The sequence below is a fragment of the Kitasatospora saccharophila genome (genome assembly GCF_039529925.1).
Classification (GTDB): Bacteria; Actinomycetota; Actinomycetes; order Streptomycetales; family Streptomycetaceae; genus Kitasatospora; species Kitasatospora saccharophila.
On sequence record NZ_BAAANS010000027.1, the window covers coordinates 42,350 to 59,981 of the forward strand.

A 17,632-nucleotide genomic window follows, 5' to 3' on the forward strand; every position below is an offset into this window, starting at 1 on the left:
CCGCCCGGTCGCGACCCTACCGTCCGGCGGCCGTTCGCCCGTCCGTGTCCAGGTGGCGAACAGCACTCGGTGATCGGCGTAACGCGGCCGTAAAGTAAGCGGGTATGCAGGTCATCCAGTCCAGCAAGCTCGCCAATGTCTGCTACGACATCCGCGGTCCGGTGCTCGACGAGGCGATGCGGCTGGAGGAGCAGGGCCACCGCATCCTGAAGCTGAACACCGGCAACCCCGCCGCGTTCGGCTTCGAGGCGCCGCCCGAGATCCTCCAGGACATCCTCCGCAACCTCAACTCCGCGCACGGCTACGGCGATTCGAAGGGCCTGCTGTCGGCGCGCCGCGCCGTGGTCATGCACTACGAGGAGCGCGGCCTGCACGGGCTGTCGGTCGAGGACGTCTACCTGGGCAACGGCGTGTCCGAGCTGATCCAGCTCGCCATGACCGCGCTGCTCGACGACGGCGACGAGGTGCTCGTCCCGGCGCCCGACTACCCGCTGTGGACCGCCTCGGTGTCGCTGGCCGGCGGCACGGCGGTGCACTACCGCTGCGACGAGCAGGCCGAGTGGTACCCGGACCTGGCCGACATCGCCGCGAAGGTCACCGACCGGACCCGGGCGATCGTGGTGATCAACCCCAACAACCCCACCGGCGCGGTGTACCCGCGCGAGCTGCTGGAGGGGATCGCCGAGCTCGCCCGCCGCCACAAGCTGGTGATCTACGCGGACGAGATCTACGACAAGATCCTCTACGACGGCGTGGAGCACACCCCGCTGGCCACCCTGGCGCCGGACCTGTTCTGCGTCACCTTCAACGGCATGTCCAAGTCCTACCGGGTGGCGGGCTTCCGCTCCGGCTGGATGGTGCTCTCCGGCGACCGGCACCGGGCCCGCTCCTACATCGAGGGCCTCAACGTGCTGGCCTCGATGCGGCTGTGCGCCAACATGCCCGCCCAGCACGCGGTCGCCGCGGCGCTCGGCGGCCGGCAGTCGATCCGGGACCTGATCCTGCCCGGCGGCCGGCTGCTCGCCTCCCGGGACGCCGCGTACAAGCTGCTGAACGAGATCCCCGGCGTCTCCTGCGTGAAGCCGAAGGGCGCGCTGTACGCCTTCCCGCGGCTCGACCCGCAGGTCTACAAGATCAAGGACGACGCGCAGATGGTGCTGGACCTGCTGCGCTCGCAGCGGATCCTGATCGTCCAGGGCACCGGCTTCAACTGGCCCGACCCGGACCACTTCCGGCTGGTCACGCTGCCCCGCCCGGAGGACATCACGGACGCGGTCACCCGGATCGGCGACTTCCTGTCCGGCTACGCGCAGCCGTAGCCGTCGCCGCGGCCACGCACGACGACGCCCCGCGCCCCTTCCGGGACGCGGGGCGAACGTTTCGCCACTGCCGGGTCAGTCGCCCAGCCGCTTGACCAGCGCCCGGTACTCCTCCCACAGCTCCGGCGGCGTGTGCGTGCCGAACAGCTCCAGGTGGGCCGGGACGAGCGCGGCCTCCTGCTTCCAGATCTCCCGGTCGACGGTGAACAGCAGCTCGCGGTCGGCCTCGGAGAGCTCCAGCCCGTCCAGGTCGAAGCCGTCGGCCCCGGGCAGCACGCCGATCGGCGTCTCGACGCCCGCCGCGGTGCCCTCCAGGCGCTCGACGATCCACTTCAGGACGCGGCTGTTCTCGCCGTAGCCGGGCCAGACGAACCGGCCGCCGGCGTCCTTCCGGAACCAGTTGACGTAGTAGATCTTCGGCAGCTTGGCGGCGTCCGCGTCGGCGCCGACCTTCAGCCAGTGCGCGAAGTAGTCGCCCATGTTGTAGCCGCAGAACGGCAGCATCGCGAACGGGTCGCGGCGCAGCTCGCCGACGGTGCCCTCGGCGGCGGCGGTCTTCTCGGAGGCGATGTTGGCGCCGAGGAAGACGCCGTGCTGCCAGTCGAAGGACTCGGTGACCAGCGGGACGGCGGTGGCCCGGCGGCCGCCGAACAGGATCGCCGAGATCGGGACGCCGGCCGGGTCCTCCCACTCGGGGGCGATGGTCGGGCACTGCGCGGCGGGGACGGCGAACCGCGCGTTCGGGTGGGCGGCGGGGGTGCCGGAGGCGGGCGTCCAGTCGTCGCCGCGCCAGTCGGTGAGGTGCGCGGGCGGCTGCTCGGTGAGGCCCTCCCACCACACGTCGCCGTCGTCGGTGAGCGCGACGTTGGTGAAGACGGTGTTGCCCCAGAGGGTCTTGATCGCGTTGGCGTTGGTGTCCTCGCCGGTGCCGGGGGCGACGCCGAAGAACCCGGCCTCCGGGTTGATCGCGTGGAGCCGGCCGTCGGCGCCGAAGCGCATCCAGGCGATGTCGTCGCCGATCGTCTCGACCTTCCAGCCGGGGATCGTCGGCTGGAGCATCGCCAGGTTGGTCTTGCCGCAGGCGGACGGGAAGGCGGCGGCGACGTACTTGACCTCGCCGGACGGCGGGGTGAGCTTGAGGATCAGCATGTGCTCGGCCAGCCAGCCCTCGTCGCGGGCCATGGTGGAGGCGATCCGCAGCGCGTAGCACTTCTTGCCGAGCAGGGCGTTGCCGCCGTAGCCGGAGCCGTAGGACCAGATCTCCCGGGTCTCCGGGAAGTGCGAGATGTACTTGGTGCCGTTGCACGGCCACGGCACGTCGTCCTGGCCCTCGGCGAGCGGGGCGCCGACCGTGTGCACGGCCTTGACGAACTCGCCGTCCTCGCCCAGCTGGTCGAGCACGGCCTGCCCCATCCGGGTCATCACGCGCATCGAGACGGCCACGTACGCGGAGTCGGTGACCTCGACGCCGTACGCGGCCAGCGGGGAGCCGACCGGGCCCATCGAGAACGGCACCACGTACATGGTGCGGCCGCGCATCGCGCCGCGGAACAGGCCGTCCTCACCGCTGAAGACCTCGCGCATCTCGGCGGGGGCCTTCCAGTGGTTGGTCGGGCCGGCGTCCTGCTCGCGCTCGGAGCAGATGAAGGTGCGGTCCTCGACGCGGGCGACGTCGGACGGGTCGGAGGCCGCGTAGTAGGAGTTGGGACGCTTGGCCGGGTCGAGCCTGGTGAAGGTGCCCTGGGCGACCAGCTGCTCGGCGAGGCGGTGGTACTCCTCCTCCGAGCCGTCGCACCAGACCACGCGGTCCGGCTGGGTGAGGTCGGCAATCTCGTTGACCCAGTCCACCAGGCGCTGGTGGCGGGTGGGCGCGGACTCGGCGAGTGCGGAGATCTGAGGCGGCACGATCGCTCCGTTTCACACCATCTCGGCCAGGAGACGGCATCGCGGGGGTTGAGGGTGGTTACACGGTAGACCCGGTTCGGCACTGCTTCTTCGTCGAATTGGCGGCATTGACGAGATTTTTACTCCACAGTGTCCGATTCAGAGGGCTCCGGGCATCCCGCGCCTGCCCCGAGGAGACCTTGATCACGCGGCGCCATTTGTACACTCAGGATAAAAGTGAGGGTGCCCACTTCACTACGTGCGAGTAACCTACGGTTCCGTAAGATGCTGCCCATGACCGCGGATGCACTGGAGCTCGTGAAGCCCAAGTGGCGTGGCTGGCTGCACGCCGGGATGTTCCCGGCCGCCCTGGCCGCCGGAATCGTGTTGATCTGCCTGGCCGACTCGACGGCGGCGCGGGTCGCCTGCGTCGTCTACTCGGTGAGCGCCTGGATGCTGTTCGGGGTGAGCGCGGTCTACCACCGCTTCACCTGGGGTCCGCGCGGCGAGGCGGTGCTGCGCCGGCTCGACCACGCCAACATCTTCCTGATCATCGCCGGGACGTACACCCCGTTCACCATGCTGCTGCTGGACGGCGCGCGGCAGCAGGTGCTGCTCTGGCTGGTCTGGGGCGGCGCGCTGGCCGGGATCGCGTTCCGGGTGTTCTGGGTCGGCGCGCCGCGCTGGCTCTACACCCCGTGCTACGTCGCCCTCGGCTGGGCGGCGGTGTTCTTCCTGCCGGACTTCCTGCACAAGGGCGGCCCCGCCGTGGTGACGCTGATCGTCGTCGGCGGCGTGCTCTACACCGTCGGAGGCGTGGTCTACGGCCTCAAGCGCCCGAACCCGTCACCGCGCTGGTTCGGCTTCCACGAGGTCTTCCACGCCTTCACCCTGGGCGCGTTCATCGTGCAGTACGTGGGGGTCTCGCTGGTGGCGTACGCCGCCACCACCTGACCCCCCTCAGTGGCGAACCGGCTGGGCCTTGGCCTCCAGCCGCTCCCGGGCCCGACGACAGCGCTCGCAGTGCGCCGCGTCGGGCCCTTCGCCTGCCGCCCGCTGGTGGGCCCGCCCCCGGAACCGGTACCCGACCCAGGCCATCACCGCCAGCACCTCGACCGCGGAGACCGCCCACACCAGGCGGGCCCCGCCGATCAGGTACCCGGCTATGACCGCCAGCGCGGCCAGCACACCGACCACGCCGCTCCAGAACCGCGCCGCTCCGTACTCCATCGGCAAACCTCCCGCCGGCCGACAGGTCTCCTGACACTCCGTCAGGGAACTCCCCACCTACAGTGACATGTTCAGCGCGCCCCGCGGGAGAACGGGGGATCAACAACGCGTCAACAACAGAGGCGGGGATCCCGCAGGAGACTCTTCGCTTGACGGTAACCATCTTTTGATAGTTACTCTCACTTGAGAGAAACTACCGGATGGAGGCTCCGCATGCCCGCGCCCCAAGCACCGTCCCCCGCCCCGCCCCACCCGCGCCGCTGGATCGCCCTGGTCGCGGTCGCGCTCAGCGTGCTCGTCATCGGCTTCGACACCACCGTGCTGAACGTCGCCCTGCCCGACCTGGCGCGGCAGTTGGCGGCCGGCACCGGACAGCAGCAGTGGATCGTCGACGCCTACACGGTGGTGTTCGCCGCCGCGCTGCTGCCCGCCGGACTGCTCGGCGACCGCTTCGGCCGCCGCCGCACCCTGGTCCTCGGCCTCGGCCTGTTCGGCGCGGCCTCGCTGCTCGGCACCCTCGCCTCCGGCCCCGGCGAACTGATCGCCGCCCGGGCGGTGATGGGCCTGGCCGCCGCGTTCGTGATGCCGATGTCGATGGCGGTCGTCCCCGCCGTCTTCCCGCCCGCCGAACAGCGCCGCGCCACCGCCCTGCTGACCACCATGACCGCGATCGGCGTCCCGCTCGGCCCGATCGTCGGCGGGCTGCTGCTGCGCCACTACTGGTGGGGCTCGATCTTCCTGGTCAACGTGCCGCTGGTGCTGCTGGGCACCGTCGCCTGCCTGCTGCTGCTCCCCGAGTCCGCCGACCCGTCCGCACCCCGGATCGACCCGCTCGCCGCGCTCCTCGCCGCCGGCGGCCTGTCCGCGCTGACCTGGGGCGTCATCGAGGGCGGCGACCTCGGCTGGGGCGACGGCCGGGTGCTCGGCGCGCTGGTCGGCGCCCTGCTCGCACTGACCTGGCTGGTGCGGCGCAGCGGCCGCCGCGAGCACCCGATGCTGGACCTGCGCCTGCTCGCCGAACCGGTGTTCCGCTGGTGCAGCACCGCCGTCACCCTGGTCTCGGTCGTCCTGCTCGGCGGCTTCTTCGTGCTGCCCGCCTACTTCCAGAGCGTGCTGGGCACCGACGCGCTCGGCAGCGGGCTGCGCCTGATGCCGATGATGGGCGGCCTGCTGGTCGCCTCCCGGCTCGGCGAACCGCTGGTGCGCCGCTTCGCCCCGCGCGGGGTGATCAGCGCCGGACTGCTGCTGACCGCCCTGGCCCTGCTGCTCGGCAGCCGCACCACGGCCGACGACGGCTACGGCTGGACGGCGCTGTGGCTGCCGCTGTTCGGCGCCGGGCTCGGCCTGGTGCTGATCACCGCGACCGCCTCCGCGCTGCTCCTGCTGCCGCCCGCCCGGGCCGGGGTCGGCTCCGGTCTGGTCCAGACGCTCCGCCAGGTCGGCGGCGCGGTCGGGATCGCCGTCTTCGGCGCCCTGCTCGCCGCCGGGTACCGCGACCGGCTCGACACCGGCGCCGTGCCCGAACCCGCCGCGCACCTGGCCCGCGGCTCGGTGACCGCCGCCGACGCGGTCGCCGAGCGGATCGGCGACCCGGCGCTGGCCGCGTCCGCGCACGGCGCCTACCTGCACGGCATGACCCTGGTGATGCTGGTCGCCGGGATCCTCGCGGCGCTCTCCGCCGTCCTGGTCGCGGCCCGGATGCCCGGCACCGACCCGGCCGCGACCCCCGGCGCGGGCCCCGCGCCCGACTCCGAACCGGCCCCCGCCGCCCCGGGCCCCGGCTCTCCGGTGCGGCCGGTGGCCGCGGTGGCGGGCGATCCCGGAGAATCGTCCGCATGACCACCCCGCGCAGCGCCCGGCCCCGACCGTCCGACTCCGCCCCCGGTGCGACCGGGACGCCGAGTGCTGCCGGTGCGCCGGGTTCGCTGGAGGAGCTGGCCGCGGCTCCGCTGTCGCTGCGCGAACGCAAGAAGCTGAAGACCCGCCAGACCCTGCGCCGGGAGGCGCTGCGGCTCTTCACCGAGCAGGGCTGGGAGGCCACCACCGTCGACCAGATCGCGGCCGCGGCGGAGGTCTCCCCGTCCACCTTCTTCCGGTACTTCCCGGTCAAGGAGGACCTGCTGCTCACCGACGAGTACGACCCGCTGATGGCCGACGCGATCCGGGCCCGCCCGAAGGACGAGCCCTTCCTGACCTCGGCCCGCGAGGTGCTGGTCGGGCTGGTCCGGCGGATGCTCGCCGAGGAGGAGCGCACCGAACTGTACGAGCGGATGCGGCTGGCCTCCTCGGTCCCGTCCGTCCGGGTCCGGATGCTGGAGGGGTCCGGCCAGCCGCGCGGCATGCTGCTCGACCTGCTCGCCGAGCGGACCGGCCTGGACGCCGGCACCCTCGAACTGCGGGTCACCGCCGCCGCGATCTCCGCCGCGCTCACCGAGACCTCGCTGTACTGGGCCGACCACGGCGGCCGGGACGACCTCGCCGACCTGCTCGACCAGGCCCTCCGGTCGCTCCAGCACCTCCAGGAACTCGGCGCCCGCTGACCGGAGTCGGCACCGGGGCCCGAGCCGGGGCCGGGGCCGGGTCGGGGATGCGGCGGGGCTGCGGCCGGGATCAGTCCGCCAGCAGCACCAGCTTGCCGGCCACCCGCCCGCCGTCGCCCACCTCGTGCGCCTTCGCGGCGTCGGCCAGCGGGAACGTCCCGGCGATCTCGGCCCGCAGCAGGCCGCGCTCGGCGAGGTCGGCGACCGCCGTCATGCCCGCGTGGTCGGCCTCCACCAGCAGCAGCGAGGTCCGCACCCCGAGCCGGGCCGCCTCCTCGGCCAGGCCCTCGGCCGGGAACGGCAGGATCGACACCAGCAGCCCGCCCCGGCGCAGCGTGCGCAGCGAGCGCAGCTGGTAGTCGCCGCCGATGGTGTCCAGCACGACGTCCACGTCGCGCACCGCCTCGGCGAAGTCGACCGACCGGTAGTCGACCGGCTCGTCCACCCCGATCCGGCGCAGGAAGTCGTGCTTGCCCGCGCTGGCGGTGCCGATCACGTACGCGCCGCGGGCCTTGGCGATCTGCACCGCCAGGTGCCCGACCCCGCCGGCCGCGGCGTGCACCAGCACCCGGTCCCCGGCCCGCACCTGCGCGGTGTCCACCAGCGCCTGCCAGGCCGTCAGCGCGGCCAGCGGCAGCGCGCCCGCCTGTTCCGGGTCGACCGAGGCGGGGCGGCGGACGAAGGCCCGGGCCGGGCCGACCACGTACTCGGCGTGCGAGCCGACCCCGTGCGGGTAGGGCAGCATGCCGAACACCTCGTCGCCCGGCGCGAACAGGGTCACGCCGAGGCCGACCGCCTCGACCGTGCCGGCCGCGTCCCAGCCCAGCACGAACGGGGGCTGCCCGAGGAAGAGGCCCGACTGCCGGTGCTTCCAGTCGGTCGGGTTCAGGCCGGCCGCCCGCACCCGGACCAGCACCTGGCTCGGGCCCGGCTCCGGGCGGGGGCGCTCCACCACCCGCAGCACCTCGGGGCCGCCGAGGACGTCCTGGCTGATCGCGCGCATGGTGGGCACCTGGTTCGTCGTGTCGTTCGTCATGGCCCCAGCCTGCTGGGCGCGGACGGCCCGCCGCGAGTGGCAAGATGGTCACCGTCCGATGGGATCCTGCCAGGAGGTCCGCCATGGCCACCGACCCGCTGTGCGCCCCGCCGTCCGCCCCGCCGTCCGGTTCCGGTTCCGGGCCCGCCCCGCACCGGGTCGCCGTGCTCGCCCTGGACGGCGTGTACCCGTTCGAACTGGGCATCCCCCGAAGGGTGTTCGGCAGCACCGACGGGCTCTACCGGCTGTCCACCTGCACCGTGGACGGACGGCCCGTCCGCACCGACGCCGACTTCGGCCTCACTCCCGACCACGGGCCCGAGGCCCTCGCCGAGGCCGACACCGTGGTGGTCCCGCCGTTCGCGCCCGTCCCCACCAGCCCCGCGCCCGACCCCGCCGTGACCGCCGCGCTCGCCCTGGTCCGGCCCGGCACCCGGCTGATCTCGATCTGCACCGGTGCCTACGTGCTGGCCGCCGCCGGCCTGCTCGACGACCGCCCCGCCACCACCCACTGGGCCCTCGCCGACCACTTCCGCACCCTCTTCCCGCGGGTCCGGCTCGACCCGGACGTGCTGTTCGTCGACGACGGGGACGTCCTCACCTCGGCGGGCGCGGCCGCCGGCGTCGACCTCTTCCTGCACGTCCTGCGCCGCGACCACGGCTCCGCCGTCGCCAACCGCGCCGCCCGGATCTGCGTCGTCCCGCCCTGGCGCGACGGCGGCCAGGCCCAGTACATCGACCGGCCCGTCCCCAGCACCGGCAGCACCGGCACCTCCGCCACCCGGGACTGGGCCCTCACCCGGCTCCACCACCCGCTCACCCTGGCCGAACTCGCCGCCCACGCCGCCATGAGCACCCGCACCTTCGCCCGCCGCTTCCAGGAGGAGACCGGCCAGAGCCCCGGCCGCTGGCTCACCCAGCAGCGCGTCGCCCTGGCCCGCCACCTGCTGGAGGCCACCGACCTGACCGTCGACCAGATCGCCACCCGGGTCGGCTTCGCCAACCCCGTCTCGCTCCGCCAGCACCTGCACAGCGCGATCGGCGTCTCCCCCCTCGCCTACCGCCGCACCTTCGCGGGCAGCTCCTGAAAACCCCGTCCATGCTGCGCGGTGGCCCTTTCAGGGGCCCGGGGAACGGCGGTCCGAGCTGCTGCCGGCCGGAGCCCGTCGGAGAGTCCGTGCCGCTACGTGCCGTTGGAGCACAGCAGCCCGAAGCGACCGCAGGCCACGTCCCGCACCTGCGGCCGCCCCGGGCCCTGTTTCCCCGCTAGTAGTGCTTGACGCGGACCTTGCGCCGCCGCAGGCCGAACGCGGTGCCGGCCAGCGCGGTGAGCCCGACCGCCGCACCGCCGACCACCGGAGCGGTCATGCTGCCCGCGCTGCCCGCGCTGTCCGCCGCCGCCTCGAAGCCGCCCGCCTTGCCGGAGGCGTCGTACCCGGAGCCGGGCAGCTTGTCCCCGTAGCGCTGGTGGACGAGCTGCTGGTACGCGGCGACGGTGGTGCCGCGGTCACCGACCGAGCGGCGGGCGTCCTCGTCGAGCGGCAGCACGCGGCCGCCCTTGACCTCGTACCAGGCGTCGATCTGCGGCTCGCGGAAGGCGGTGCCGCCGTCCGCCGCGGCCCGGGCCGCGTAGTCGGTCTCGTCGCTGCCGGAGGCGATGTTGACCACCCGCCAGCCGCCGTTCTGCTCGGCGGTCCAGACCGAGGCCCGCTGTCCGTCCGCGGCGACGGCCGCCGTCGCGGTGAACCCGGCCTCGGCGACCGGGGTGCCGGCCCGGCCCGCGACGAAGGCGGCGGAGAGGGTGTAGACGGGCACGGTGTCGCCGGTGAGCCGGGGCGCGGCGGCGACGGCCGCCCTGGCCTCGTCGGCGGCGCTGATCCCGAGCTGCTGGGTGGGCGGCACCCCCTTGCGGGCGAAGAAGTGCCCCAACTTGTCGAGCACGGCGGGCTGTTGGGTAGCGCTGCGGGCGGCGGCCAGCTCACCGGAGCCGAGCGCGGCGGGGGTGTCGGCGGCGTGCGCCGCCGGAACGAGGACGACGGCGGCGAGGGCGACGGCCGCGAGGGCGACGGCCGCGAGGGCGGTCGCGGTGCGGGTGGCGTGGACGCGGTGGTTGCTCATGACGGGTCTCCTCACGCGCCGATCCGGTACAGGGAGTGGGTCCAGGAGAAGGAGCCGTTGCTCACGTAGTAGTTGTAGTCGCCCCAGTTGTAGCGGTAGTCGGACGGCCACGGGTCGCCCCAGTACAGCCAGTTGCTCCCGGTGTCGTAGCCGTAGAGGACGTTCATGTGGCCGCCGCCGGAGCTCCACTGGATCCGGGTCTCGACCGGCCGGCCGGCGTCGATCTCGCCCTGCACGGTGGCGTAGCGCAGGTACCCGTTGACGTACGAGCCGGTGCTGATGCCGATCCGGTACAGCGCGTTCTGCACCTCGGCCAGGCTGGCCTGGCTGTTGGGGCAGCTGGAGTTGACGGAGCGGCCGAACGCCAGGTTGCAGAACTGGTTCTGGCTGTAGGTGTAGCCGTAGTAGGTGGCGATGGTGTTGCCGCCGGCCGCCCAGCACCAGTTGGTCTGCTGCTGGGCCTGCATGGTGAGGTTGAGGATCCGCGAGGTGCCGGCCAGCGCGGGGGCCTGGGCGGGGGCGGGGGCCTGGGCGAGGCCGGGGGCGTCGGCCGTGGGGGCGGTGGCGGCCAGGGCGGGGGTGGCGGCGGCCGCGCTCAGCGCCGGGGCGAGGACGCCCAGGGCGAGTGCGGCGACCGTCCGACGCAGCCGGATCGGGAGGTGTGGCATGGGGGTTGTCCTCCTGGCAGGGGCGAGGAGTGGATGTGGGGGGCGACGTCCGGACGGCGCGGGAAGAGCATCCGGCCGGGCCGGTCCGCAGGTCAACGGCCGTTCCCGGTACGGCGGTCGGGGTGTGAACGGGCCCGGCTGCGGTGTGAACGCGGCGGCCCTGGGCAGCGCGGATATCGTCCGGGCCGGTGACAGGGCGGCCCGGAGGTGTGAATATTCACGGTCGATCCCCGGCCGATCGAGGAGCTGGCCATGCAGCAGCCGTCCGCACCGTCCGAACTGGCCCTCGCCCTGCGCACCGGGCCGTTCCACCTCGCCCTGCGGGCCGCGATCGCCGCCCGGGGCCTCGCCCTGCACCGGCTGCGCGAGCGGCTGGCGCAGCGCGGCGTGCGGGTCGGGGTGACCAGCCTCAGCTACTGGCAGCAGGGGCTGCGCCGGCCGGAGCGGGCCGAGTCGCTGCGCGCCGTCGCGGCGCTGGAGGAGGTGCTGGAGCTCCCCGAGCACTCGCTGACCCGGCTGCTCGGCCCCCGGCGCAGCACCCCCGAGCCGGTGCCGGCCGGCCCGCCGGTGCGCCCGTACCGGGACCTGATCAGTCCGGCCGAGGCCGTGGACGGGCTGCTCGCCGTGCTGTCCGGGCCGCCCGACACCGGGCTGCACACCATCACCCACATCGAGCGGCTCCGGGTCGGCGCGGACCGGCGGCTGCTGCGCCGCGACTCCCAGCACGTGCTGCGCGCGCACCGCGACGGCGTGGACCGGTACCTGGCCATCTACCAGGGCGATCCGGGCTGCGACATCGAACGCGTCCGGGTCCGGGCCGAGGAGAACTGCCGGCCGGGCCGGATCCGCCGCGACGGCGCCGCGAACCTGCTGGTCGCCGAACTGCTGCTGGACCGCCGGATGCGCACCGGCGACACCCACCTGCTCGGCTACGGCTTCGACGAGGCGCCGTCCAACGGGCCCAGCCACGAGTACGTGCGCGGTTTCAACGCGGGCGCCGGCCAGTACGTCCTGCAGGTCACCTTCGACCGGGCGGCGCTGCCGGTCCGCTGCGACCGCTTCCGCCAGCGCACCCCCGGCCAGTCCCCGCTGGAGACCGAGGAGCTGACCCTCGACGGCCACCACTGCGCGCACCTGGTGGCCGCCGACCTGCCGCCCTGCCTGCTCGGCCTGCGCTGGGACTGGGAGTGAACTCCTTCACCCACCGAGCCGGTCGGCGCCCCCGAGGGCCCCTGCCCCCTGCTCCCCTGCCCCCGAACCCCCTGCCCCCGAACCCCCTACCGGAAGGCCACGTACACCGAGTCCCCCACCGGGACGTAGCCGATGCGCTGGTAGATCGCGTTGCTGACGGGGTTGGCGAGGTCGGTGTAGAGCAGCACCTCCGCCGCGCCGCGGGCCCGCGCGTGGGCGGACGCCGCCGCCGTCAGCGCGCTCGCGTAGCCGCGGCCGCGCCGCTCCCGGGGCGTGTAGACGGGGCCGATCCGGGACATCCCGGCGATGGCCGGGCTCGCCCCGGCGAGCGAGGCGACCCGCCCGTCCCCGTCCTCCCAGAGCAGCAGGGTGCCGGCGGCGATCCGCTGGTCCGCGTCGGCCCGCAGGTCGCCGGGGGGCTGCGTCTCGGCCTCGGCGCAGAACGCGCCGAGCCACTGGACGGCCAGTTCCCGGTCCGCCTCCCCGGCGAGCCTGGCCCGGCCGGCCGGAGGCGCTGGCGGAGGCGTCAACTCGCCCAGCCGGTAGAGCCGTTCGTGGGACTCGACGATCCAGCTACGGCCGGTGCGGCGTTCCCACTCGGCGGCGAAGGCGAGCGTCTCCTCGCGCCCGCCGCCGACGGCCCCGAGCGTCTCCTCCCAGGCGGCGAGCACCCGGGCCAGCTCGCCGGCGGCCCCGGTGGTCATCCGCCCGAGGCGCCGGCCGTACGGCGGGGTGCGCAGGGTGGCGCCGGTGACGGTGCCGTCCGGCTCCCGCCACCAGCCGTAGTCCGGGGCGGCTCCGCCGTAGGCGTACGGGCCGTCCCGTTCGATCCGTTCGACGACGGTGAGCAGCACGGTGTTCCCGACCGGGTCGGCGGCGAGGAACTCCCCTGCCGCGGTGCGGAATTCGGCCAGTGTGGTGGTGAGGGTCCAGACCATGCCCCATCCTGACCCACCGTCACCGCGCACGACCAGCGCCCCGCCGCTCCCCCTCCTCGCCGCCTCCCGCCCTCCCCGCTACTCCCGTTCCTCCCGCGCCCCGCCCAGCCGTTCGGCGAGTTCGGCGGCGTCCGCGGTCGGGCGGTCGCAGACGAAGTGCCGGCACACGTACGCGGCGGGCCGGCCGTCCAGCAGCGGGCGGTCGGCGAGCAGCGGCACCTCGGTGTCGCCGGGCTCCCCGACCGCGACGACCGCGCCGGGCGCGGTGGAACGCAGCGCGGCCAGGTGCAGCGCGGCCCGGCCCGGGTCGTCCGCGGCGCCGACCACGGCGACCTCGCGGGGGCCGTCGAGCAGCGCCTCGGCGACGGCCAGGCCCCAGCCGGTGAACCGGGGGGCGCGCGGGCCGAGGGTGCCGACGATGCCCAGGGCCCGTTCGGCGGCGGTGCGGTGGCGGGCCGAGCCGGTGTACCCGGCGTACGTGAGCAGGGTGCCGGCGGCGGCGCTCCACCCGGACGGGGCGGCGTTGTCGGTCGGGTCCTGCGGGCGGCGGATCAGCTGCTCGGCGTCGTCGGCGGTGTCGTACAGCGCACCGGACGCCTCGTCGGTGAAGTGCAGCAGCACCAGGTCGAGGAGTTCCCCGGCCAGTTGCAGCCAGGAGCTCTCCCCGGTGACGGCGTGCAGGGCGAGGAAGCCCTCGGCGGTGTCGGCGTAGTCCTCCAGCACGCCCGCGTTGGCACCGGCCCGGCCGTCCCGGGAGGTGCGCAGCAGCCGCCCCTCCGGGGTGAGGTGGACGGCGATCAGCAGGTCGGCGGCCCGTTCGGCGGCCTCGACCAGGTCGGGACGCTCCAGCAGCGCGCCGGCCTCGGCGAGCGCGGCGACCGCCAGGCCGTTCCAGGCCGCCACCACCTTGTCGTCCCGGGCGGGGGCGGGGCGCCCGGCCCGCGCCTCGAACAGCTTGGCCCGGATCTCCCGGTACTTCCCCTCGTCCGCCGGGTCCTCGGGCAACTGCAGCACCGAACTGCCGTGCTCGAACGTCCCGGTGACGTCGAACAGCTCGACCGCGAGGGCGGCGTCCGCCTCCCCGAGCACCTGCTCCAACTGCTCCGGAGTCCAGGCGTAGTAGGCGCCCTCGGCGTTCCTCCCGCTCGCCGCGTCCAGCGAGTCGGCGTCCAGCGCGGAGGCGAACCCGCCCTCGGGGGTGCGCAGTTCGCGCAGCAGGAAGTCGGCGGTCTCCAGCGCGACCCGGCGCGCCCGCGGCTCGCCGGTGGCCCGCCACAGGTGCAGGTACACCCGCAGCAGCAGCGCGTTGTCGTACAGCATCTTCTCGAAGTGCGGGACCGTCCAGGTCGCGTCCACCGCGTACCGGGCGAAGCCGCCGCCCAACTGGTCGTAGATCCCGCCGCGCGCCATCGCCTCGCAGGTGCGCTCCACCATCTGCAGCGCGGCCCCGGACCCGGTCCTGGCGTGGTGCCGCAGCAGGAACTCCAGCACCATCGACGGCGGGAACTTCGGCGCCCCGCCGAACCCGCCCCGCCGCTGGTCGAACGACCGGGTCAACTCCACCACCGCCGCGTGCAGTTCACCCGCCCCGGGCACCCCGGCGACCCCGCTCCCCACCCCGTACACCGAGGCCCGCTCCGCCAGGTCCCGACCGATCCGCCCGGCCACCTCCCCGACCTCGTCCCGCCGCTCCGTCCACGCCTTGTCCACCCCCTCCAGCACCTGCCGGAACGAGGGCATCCCGTGCCGCGGCTCCGGCGGGAAGTACGTCCCGAAGTAGAACGGCTCCTTCCCCGGCGTCAGGAACACCGTCATCGGCCACCCGCCCTGCCCCGTGGCCGCCTGCACCGCCTCCATGTACACCGCGTCGACGTCCGGCCGCTCCTCCCGGTCCACCTTCACCGCCACGAACCGCTCGTTCAGGAACCCCGCCACCGCCTCGTCCTCGAACGACTCGTGCGCCATCACGTGGCACCAGTGGCACGCCGCGTACCCCACGCTCAACAGCACCGGCACGTCCCGCCGCTCCGCCTCCGCGAACGCCTCCGGCCCCCACTCCCACCAGTCCACGGGATTCTCGGCGTGCTGCTGCAGGTACGGGGAGGTCGCGTGCGCCAGGCGGTTCACCATGCCCGCGAGTATCCCAGCCCGTCAGCCCACCGAGCGGAGCGTTCGACCAACACGCCGGGGCCGCTCCCTCCCCGCCCGCACCGGCCGGGCGGGGCGGAACGGGCCGGGCGGGGTCAGGCGCGGGCGCCGCCGAGGAGGGTGAAGGCGAGGCCGGCCGCCGCCGTGGGCTGGAGGGCGAGTTGGACGGTGTCGACCAGGGCGCGGCGGTGGAGGTCGCCGAAGGGGCGGGCCGGGTCGCTCTGCAGGACGGCGCTCCACCGCATGACGGGAACGCCGGACATCGGGACGAGGCTGTCGCGCTCGGCGGCCCCGAACAGGCCGACCGGCAGCATCGCGCAGCCTAAGCCGGTCCGGACCGACTCGCGGATGCCGTCGAGGGTGGCGAGTTCGCGGCTCTCGGCGGGTCGGCCGTCGCGCATCCGCAGGTACTCGGGCAGCCAGCGCTGCGAGGGGCAGCCCGGGTCGGCGACCAGCACCGGGGCGGTGATCGGCCGGACGTACTGCGAGGCGGCCCCTCCGCCGCGCCCCGGCGAAGGGGCGACGGCCGCGAACTTCAGGCCGCCGAGCACGATCCGGCTGTCCCGGTCGCTGTACGGCTCGCGCTCCTCCGCGACGGCCGCACCGGCCTCCGCACCGCCGGCGGCGCACCGGCGTTCGGCGCTGGCGAGCCCGATCGCGGCGTCCAGCCGCTTCTCCCGCAGCGCGGCGGGGATGTCGTGGCTGACGACGACGCGCAGGTCGAGCCCGACGTGCTTGAGCAGCGCCTGGCCGGCGTGGGTCAGCCGGCTGAGCAGTTTGCCGCAGGCCAGGGCGGGGACGACGCCCAGGCGGATCCGCGGGAAGGGGTCGGCGGTGCGCTGGAGTTCGTCCTCCAGGTTGTCCACCAGGCTGAGCAGTTGCTTGGCGTACTCCCAGACGGTCTCGCCCGCCGGGGTGAGCCGCACCCCGTTGGAGGACCTGATGAAGACCGGCTCGCCGACGATCCGCTCAAGGGTCCGGATCTGCATGGTGACGCTGGACTGCGAGTAGCCGAGCCGCTGGGCGGCCTTGGTGAACGAACCCGCTCCGACGACACCCCAGAAGGTGCGGAGCGTTCTGGTGTCGATGTCCATGTCTGTCCCCGTAGTCTCTGCCGACCTACTGTTCGTTCACGTCCGCGTCCGGGGAACCCGGAAGGGTGCCCGGCGTTCCCGCCGGGCACCCTTCCCCGAAGCCTACGGCCGACTAGCCGATGTGTTCGGCGTCCACCGGGGGGAAGTCGAGGTCCGGCTGCGCGACGTGGTTGAAGTAGTTGGAGAGCACGTTCAGCGCGATGTGCGCGACGATCTCGGAGATCTCCGCGTCGGTCACCCCGGCCCGGTGGGCGGCCTCGATCTCCTCGTCGGTGACCCGGCCGCCGGTGTCCATCATCGAGGCGGTCAGCCGCAGGACCTGGTCCATCCGCGGGTCGGCGTCCGTGCCCCGGCGGGTGGCCAGCAGCTCGTCCTGGGTCAGGCCGACCTTGCCGCCGCGCATGGTGTGCGCGGAGACACAGTAGGTGCAGTTGTTCCGCTGCGCGATGAAGAGGGCGAGCTGCTCCCGCTCGCGGTTGCCGAAGCTGCCGCCGACCAGGGCCCCGCGCAGGGCGAGGTAGCCGCGCAGGGCGGCCGGGCCGTTGGCCATCGCGGCGTACAGGTTCGGGATCTTGCCGAGCTGCTTCAGGGTGCCCTCCAGCAGCTCCCGCTGCTCCTCGGAGGCGGTCTCGGCGGTGAGCTGGGTCAGACGGGACATGGCTGCGGTACTCCTCAGGACGGCAGTGCGTGGAGCTGAGCTGATGACGTGGGCGAGCAAGACGGTACCGATCGGTCTCGTCGTGAACGCTATAGAGCCCTCCCCCCTCCGTCAATGGACTCCGGGAAAATTCGGAACCGAGTGGTACCGTCTGAAGATGCCGACCAATGCCCGAGCAAGACTGATGGCCACCGCCGAACGTCTCTTCTACGAGGAGGGGGTGCGCGCCGTCGGCGTGGAGCGGATCCTGCGGGAGGCCGGCGTCGGACGCGCCTCCCTCTACCGCCACTTCCCCGGCAAGGACGACCTGCTGGTGGCCGTGCTCACGGAACGCGACCGGAACTGGCGCGCCTGGCTGGCCGCCCGGGTCGGGGCCAGCGACCTGGAGCCGGCCGAACTGCCCCTCGCGCTCTTCGACGGCCTCCACGAACGCTTCGCGGCGATGGGGTTCCGGGGCTGCGCGTTCATCAACACCATGGTCGAGGAGGCCGACCCGGACAGCCCGGCGCACGGCGTCGCCGCCGACCACAAGGAACGGGTGATCACCTACCTGGACGGGCTGCTGCGCGACTGCGGCTACCGCTCGCACGAGGTGCTGTCCCGCCAGCTGGCCCTGCTGGCGGACGGCGCGATCGTCACGGCCCTGCGCGAGGGCACCCCCGACGCCGCCCTCCGGGCCCGCGGGATCGCCGCCGCGCTGCTGGGCGCCGCGGACCGGGAGGAGACCCGGCAGGAGCGGGAGGAGGACGCGCCGGCCCGGATGTGAGCCGCCCGGGCGGGCCCGGACGTGTGAGCCGCCCGGGCGGGC

The 17,632-nt window shown here is 74.0% G+C and carries 16 protein-coding genes; 7 read left to right on the forward strand and 9 right to left on the reverse strand.

What is annotated here, in order from left to right; all coding sequences use genetic code 11:
• Positions 1-104: 104 nt before the first annotated feature.
• On the forward strand, positions 105-1,319 hold the full coding sequence (locus ABD345_RS20495; RefSeq protein WP_344553832.1) for a pyridoxal phosphate-dependent aminotransferase: 1,215 nt from the start codon (positions 105-107) through the stop codon (positions 1,317-1,319).
• A 75-nt stretch (positions 1,320-1,394) separates the two neighbouring features.
• On the opposite strand, the gene ABD345_RS20500 is transcribed toward ABD345_RS20495, so the two are convergent.
• The gene (locus ABD345_RS20500; RefSeq protein WP_344553833.1) at positions 1,395-3,224 is read right to left on the reverse strand and encodes a phosphoenolpyruvate carboxykinase (GTP); all 1,830 of its coding nucleotides are present in this window, start codon (positions 3,222-3,224) and stop codon (positions 1,395-1,397) included.
• Positions 3,225-3,488: 264 nt separating this feature from the next.
• On the opposite strand from ABD345_RS20500, the gene trhA reads away from it, so the two are divergent.
• Positions 3,489-4,157, forward strand: a complete 669-nt coding sequence (gene trhA / locus ABD345_RS20505; RefSeq protein ID WP_380274473.1) for a PAQR family membrane homeostasis protein TrhA — start codon at positions 3,489-3,491, stop codon at positions 4,155-4,157.
• 6 nt (positions 4,158-4,163) lie between these two features.
• Here trhA and ABD345_RS20510 read toward each other — a convergent pair whose 3' ends face one another.
• The gene (locus ABD345_RS20510; protein WP_344553836.1) at positions 4,164-4,433 is read right to left on the reverse strand and encodes a hypothetical protein; all 270 of its coding nucleotides are present in this window, start codon (positions 4,431-4,433) and stop codon (positions 4,164-4,166) included.
• A 213-nt stretch (positions 4,434-4,646) separates the two neighbouring features.
• On the opposite strand from ABD345_RS20510, the gene ABD345_RS20515 reads away from it, so the two are divergent.
• Both ABD345_RS20515 and ABD345_RS20520 read left to right on the forward strand, forming a co-directional pair.
• Entirely contained in the window at positions 4,647-6,272 is a 1,626-nt protein-coding gene (locus ABD345_RS20515) for an MFS transporter (protein ID WP_344553837.1), read from the forward strand.
• A complete protein-coding gene (locus ABD345_RS20520; RefSeq protein WP_344553839.1) occupies positions 6,269-6,973 on the forward strand; it encodes a TetR family transcriptional regulator in 705 nt (234 codons plus the stop codon). The genes ABD345_RS20515 and ABD345_RS20520 overlap by 4 nt, the downstream gene beginning before the upstream one ends.
• 70 nt (positions 6,974-7,043) lie before the next feature.
• Here the strand turns inward: ABD345_RS20520 and ABD345_RS20525 are convergent, their stop codons facing one another.
• Positions 7,044-8,009 (reverse strand): NADP-dependent oxidoreductase, encoded by a 966-nt coding sequence (locus ABD345_RS20525; RefSeq protein WP_344553841.1) that lies wholly within the window; start codon positions 8,007-8,009, stop codon positions 7,044-7,046.
• A gap of 83 nt (positions 8,010-8,092) precedes the next feature.
• Between ABD345_RS20525 and ABD345_RS20530 the strand changes: the two genes are divergently transcribed.
• Complete coding sequence (locus ABD345_RS20530) at positions 8,093-9,097, forward strand: GlxA family transcriptional regulator (protein WP_344553842.1); 1,005 nt, start codon at positions 8,093-8,095, stop codon at positions 9,095-9,097.
• 178 nt (positions 9,098-9,275) lie between these two features.
• On the opposite strand, the gene ABD345_RS20535 is transcribed toward ABD345_RS20530, so the two are convergent.
• Both ABD345_RS20535 and ABD345_RS20540 read right to left on the reverse strand, forming a co-directional pair.
• Positions 9,276-10,127 (reverse strand): hypothetical protein, encoded by an 852-nt coding sequence (locus ABD345_RS20535; protein ID WP_344553844.1) that lies wholly within the window; start codon positions 10,125-10,127, stop codon positions 9,276-9,278.
• A gap of 11 nt (positions 10,128-10,138) precedes the next feature.
• Entirely contained in the window at positions 10,139-10,795 is a 657-nt protein-coding gene (locus ABD345_RS20540) for a papain-like cysteine protease family protein (RefSeq protein ID WP_344553845.1), read from the reverse strand.
• Positions 10,796-11,047: 252 nt separating this feature from the next.
• On the opposite strand from ABD345_RS20540, the gene ABD345_RS20545 reads away from it, so the two are divergent.
• Entirely contained in the window at positions 11,048-11,986 is a 939-nt protein-coding gene (locus ABD345_RS20545; protein ID WP_344553846.1) for a hypothetical protein, read from the forward strand.
• An 86-nt stretch (positions 11,987-12,072) separates the two neighbouring features.
• Here ABD345_RS20545 and ABD345_RS20550 read toward each other — a convergent pair whose 3' ends face one another.
• The 4 genes from ABD345_RS20550 to ABD345_RS20565 all read right to left on the reverse strand — a co-directional run bounded on the left by ABD345_RS20550 (position 12,073) and on the right by ABD345_RS20565 (position 16,824).
• Positions 12,073-12,924, reverse strand: coding sequence for a GNAT family N-acetyltransferase (locus ABD345_RS20550; protein ID WP_344553847.1), 852 nt, complete (start codon positions 12,922-12,924; stop codon positions 12,073-12,075).
• A 78-nt stretch (positions 12,925-13,002) separates the two neighbouring features.
• Positions 13,003-15,054, reverse strand: a complete 2,052-nt coding sequence (locus ABD345_RS20555) for a thioredoxin domain-containing protein (protein ID WP_344553848.1) — start codon at positions 15,052-15,054, stop codon at positions 13,003-13,005.
• A gap of 113 nt (positions 15,055-15,167) precedes the next feature.
• On the reverse strand, positions 15,168-16,166 hold the full coding sequence (locus ABD345_RS20560) for a LysR family transcriptional regulator (RefSeq protein WP_344553849.1): 999 nt from the start codon (positions 16,164-16,166) through the stop codon (positions 15,168-15,170).
• A gap of 112 nt (positions 16,167-16,278) precedes the next feature.
• A complete protein-coding gene (locus ABD345_RS20565; protein WP_344553851.1) occupies positions 16,279-16,824 on the reverse strand; it encodes a carboxymuconolactone decarboxylase family protein in 546 nt (181 codons plus the stop codon).
• Positions 16,825-16,981: 157 nt separating this feature from the next.
• Between ABD345_RS20565 and ABD345_RS20570 the strand changes: the two genes are divergently transcribed.
• Entirely contained in the window at positions 16,982-17,590 is a 609-nt protein-coding gene (locus ABD345_RS20570; protein WP_344553852.1) for a TetR/AcrR family transcriptional regulator, read from the forward strand.
• The last annotated feature ends 42 nt before the right edge of the window (positions 17,591-17,632 follow it).